This window comes from Alcanivorax sp. HI0083 (assembly GCF_001635175.1).
This window is the reverse complement of the sequence record NZ_LWFX01001258.1, coordinates 1-4,092: the sequence shown is the minus strand read 5'-3', so window position 1 is coordinate 4,092 and position 4,092 is coordinate 1. Positions and strand designations below refer to the sequence as shown.

Sequence of the window (4,092 nt, the reverse complement as noted above, 5' to 3'; positions counted from 1 at the left end):
CCACCCCGTCTCTGCTGCACCAGCTTGCGTTCCAGGCTGGCCAGATCCAGTGGTACTGGCTTGCCAAGCAAAGGGTTCAGGTTTTCAAAGGCAATATGCAGCAGGTGGCATTGTTGCAAGGCGCGCAGCGTGGCCAGAGTAGGCGTTCGCTCACCGGTATAACCGACACGTTGGCAATAGGCATCCAGATCAAGGGGCATGGCAGACTCCGGGTTCGTCAACAGGAAGGGGGAGGGTACGGCCTCAACCGAGGTTGAGGTAAAGGGGGAAATGCATACCCAGCACTCCCGCGATAACGTTTCGTGTGCGATATCGGTGCTCACATTATCGCCGCTTTCCGACCATTGGTAGCAATGGCTGCCCCAACGTAGTTTACGCTGGCTCCGCGGCGGCTCCCTGAATGACATAATTCCGGAAAGAGTGTGAAATGAGTCACGGTTGCTTATGCGAAAAGCCGCTTCGAGATCACCGGCGATTTACCGATTGCTCGACTGGAGTGACAGCGAAAAATGCCTGTTGCTGTCGGTGTTGCTGTCTGTCTACATGCTTTTCTATCTGGCCTGGCATCTGGTTACCGCGTTCTTCACTGACTTCGGTGCGCAATATATTTCCCCCGCTGGGGCCAGGCAGTTTACCGGGGTGTTGTTGTTCAATGTGATCGGCTATCTGGTGATGATTGCCTGGGCAGCCGTGTTGCGTAAAAAACGGCGCCAGTCACGGTTGTTCGTGCACTGTTTTGTGCAGTTTTTCGGGGTCAGCTTTCTGTTGCTGGGGCTGATGTTAGGGCTGTATAGCCCGATCACGGGAATGGTGCTGCTCGGTTCACCCCTAGTGGGGTTTATCTTGTTTGGCTTCCGGCCGGTGGTCTGGAGCTTCACCGTGAGTACGCTGATGGTGTTGTTACTGGCCTGGTTGTCGGCCAGCGGTTATGACATTTACGCGTTGTATTTCCGTGCCGACCCCACCGCCAAGGATTCCCTGTCCTATTACTGGATTGCCAGCACCGTGGCTTTTTCGGTGCCTTTCGTGACGGCGGTACTGACGTTGGTGTCCCTGCTGCTGCGCCGCTGGGTGCACCGTGAAGCCCAGGTGAGGGCCATGGCGGTGCAGGATCCGCTCACCGGGCTGGCAAACCGGCGTGCCCTGTTTGATCAGTTTGCCCATGAAATTGCCCGGGCCCGGCGCGCCGGGGAAGACCTGTCGGTGTGTGTGCTGGACCTGGATCACTTCAAGCAGATCAATGACCGCCATGGCCATGCTGCGGGGGATACCGTACTGGTGCGGGTGGCGGAGCGGCTGCGCCAGACCCTGCGGGAAACCGACCGCATCGGTCGCATTGGTGGCGAAGAGTTTGTGTTGGTGTTGCCCGCTACCGGCCGAATGGGTGCAAAAAATGTGGTGGAGCGCTGTCGCGCGGCACTGTACGACACTCCCATCGTTCTGGACGATGGCACTGCGCTGACAGTCAGTGCCAGCTTTGGCGTGGTGGTTGCTGCTCCGGGCATGGAGGCAACGGCATCCCAGCTGGTGTCCCAAGCGGACGAAGCCCTGTACCAGGCCAAGCAAAGGGGCCGCAACCGGGTGGAATTCTGGTCGGCAGTCACCAGCGCAACGGCCTGAACCTGTCCCTGATTAACCATTTCCTGTCGCGCATTGGCCGGGTGTCTTTGCACCGTCTTCCCTATTGTTGCTCTTCACGCTGGCGCCAGTGCGCGCACTATTTCGTTCTATCCAATAACAACACCGCGGCGGAGTACCATGCAGCAATACGTCTACGATATCGTGATCAACCATGGGCAGTTCTTTGATGGCAGTTGCCGGGACGGGGTGATTCGTCATTTGGGAATCCGGGATGGGCGGGTTGTCACCATCAGCGACGTGCCGTTGCCGTTACACGCTGCGCCCAGAGTGTATGACGCCACCGGACAGTGGGTGACGCCGGGCTTTATCGAAACCCATAGCCATTACGATGCCGAGGTTATTGCCACGCCGTCATTAAAAGAATCGGTGCGCCACGGTGTCACCTCGGTGCTGATTGGTTCCTGCTCCATCAGCATGATCAATGCCCAACCGGAAGATTGTTCGGACCTGTTCACCCGGGTGGAAGCGGTGCCCCGGGAAGCGGTGCTGCCGATTCTGGAAGAGAAAAAAAGCTGGCGGGATGCCGCCGGGTATCGGGCCTTTTATGACAGGCAGCCTCTGGGTCCCAATGTGGGGTCCTTTGTGGGGCACTCCGATATCCGCGTGGCAGTAATGGGCCTGGAGCGGGCGACTTCACCGGAAAAGCCCAGTGAAGAAGAACTGCAACAGATGGAGTGTTTGCTGGAAGACGCCCTGGATGCAGGTTGTATCGGACTGTCATTGATGACCACCCGGCTGGACAAGGTGGATGGCGACCGCGCCTGGTCTCGCCCCTTGCCCTCTACCTATGCCCGCTGGGGAGAGTTCAAACGGTTATTCCGTATCCTTCGGCGCCGTAATGCGGTGATGCAGGGAGCGCCGGATGCGGTGAAAAAAGTGAATGTGCTGCGTTTCTTGTGGCAGGCCCATGGGCTCTTCCGCCGCCCCATGAAGTGCTCCATGCTCACTGCGCTGGATCTCAAGTCCAACCCCTGGTTGAACGTGGTGACCCGGTTGAGCGGCTTTGTGGCGAACCGGGTACTGCGGGGGAATTTTCGCTGGCAGACGCTGCCCGCGCCATTCACCTTGCACCTCAGTGGTTTGAACGTGAATGCGTTCGAGGAATTTTCATCCGGCGAGTTACTGCGCGACTACAAGGATGAAGAGGCCATGTACGCGAAGGTGGATGAGCCCGCTTTCCGCAAGCTGTTCAAGAAGCACGTTAATGCCTTGTTCACCAAAGGGCTATGGCATAGAGATTTTAGCGACTGCTGGGTGGTGGATTGCCCGGACACGTCGTTAATTGGCAAAAACTTTGAAGAAATCGGAGCGGTTGAAGGCAAGGATGCGGTGGATGCCTATTTCGATCTGGCGGTGCAGTATCGCAATGAGCTGCGCTGGAAAACCAATTACGGCAATCATCGGCCGGAAGTCATGCACAAGCTGCTGGCGAGCCCGTACACCCATGTGGGTTTTGCTGATTCCGGCGCGCACCTGGAATCCATCGCCCAGTACAACTTTCCGCTGCGATTACTGAAATATGTGCGCGATGCAGACGAAGCCGGCTTGCCGTTTATGAGTGTGGGGGAAGGAGTGAATGCGGTGACCGCCGATCTGGCGGACTGGTTTGGCCTGCGTGCGGGGTACCTGCGTGTGGGAGCCCGTGCGGATGTGGTGATCGTGAACCCGGAAGGGTTGACCGGCGAGCTGGACGAGGTGAGCTGGGCTCCACTGGAAGGCACCTCCCTGAACCGTCTGGTCAAGCGCAACGATGAAGCCGTGACGGCGACTATTATTAATGGCCGGGTGGCCTATGACCGTGTTCAGGGGTTCGATGAGCACCTGGGGTACGAGCGCGATTTCGGGCAATTCCTGCCGGGCACGGAAGTCCAGGCCCGCCCCAGTCGTGTGGAGTCCGGCCTGCAAACCGCCTGACTGGTTGCCGGATGCTTTTTTGTCAGGCATCCGGCTTCCTGCGTCAGGTAAATGGTCTGAGGACTGCCCTGCAAGCTAATCGTGCAGAACCTTGCCTAGTCCATTTTTTTCAGCAAGCTGTTCACCGCCTGGGCAAACTGCACCGGGGAATCCTCTTGCAGGAAATGCCCGCCCACCAATGTTTGATGCGGCTGCCCCTGGGCGCCGGGAACGCGCTCCTGCATGTATTTGTCCCCGCCACGGGTAATCGGGTCGCCGTTGCTGAAGGTGGTCAGGAAGGGTTTTTGCCATTGCTCCAGAATTTTCCAGGCCGCCCGGTTGGCGTCGCTGGCCGGATCGTGCGGGCTTACTGGCACCAGTTTGGGAAAGGCTCTGGCGCCGGCCTTGAATTTTTTATTGGGGAACGGCGCGTCGTAAGCCCGGCGTTCATCTGGCCCTAATGTCTTGAAAGTGCCGCTGCCGATAATCCGGGCGATGGGAAAAACCGGGCTGTAGATGGCGAAATTCTTCCACAGATGAAAGGCCTTCGGCACCGAT

3 protein-coding genes and 1 pseudogene are annotated in these 4,092 nt (G+C 58.2%); 2 read left to right on the top strand and 2 right to left on the bottom strand.

Annotated elements, in window-relative coordinates:
* Positions 1-200: arylamine N-acetyltransferase (locus A3754_RS27890; RefSeq protein WP_197468712.1), on the bottom strand; the 200-nt coding region annotated here is incomplete at its 3' end.
* 244 nt (positions 201-444) lie between these two features.
* Here A3754_RS27890 and A3754_RS18410 point away from each other — a divergent pair.
* Positions 445-1,620, top strand: a complete 1,176-nt coding sequence (locus A3754_RS18410) for a diguanylate cyclase (protein WP_082872481.1) — start codon at positions 445-447, stop codon at positions 1,618-1,620.
* Positions 1,621-1,758: 138 nt separating this feature from the next.
* Complete coding sequence (locus A3754_RS18405) at positions 1,759-3,555, top strand: amidohydrolase family protein (RefSeq protein WP_063520862.1); 1,797 nt, start codon at positions 1,759-1,761, stop codon at positions 3,553-3,555.
* 95 nt (positions 3,556-3,650) lie between these two features.
* Here the strand turns inward: A3754_RS18405 and A3754_RS27885 are convergent.
* Positions 3,651-4,092 (bottom strand): annotated as a pseudogene (locus tag A3754_RS27885) (haloalkane dehalogenase); the annotation flags it as partial.

What these genes read in the sequence shown, in the direction of transcription:
- A3754_RS18410 (WP_082872481.1), top strand. Translation starts at nt 445, where the DNA reads ATGCGAAAAGCCGCTTCGAGATCACCGGCGATTTACCGATTGCTCGAC.
- A3754_RS18405 (WP_063520862.1), top strand. Translation starts at nt 1,759, where the DNA reads ATGCAGCAATACGTCTACGATATCGTGATCAACCATGGGCAGTTCTTT.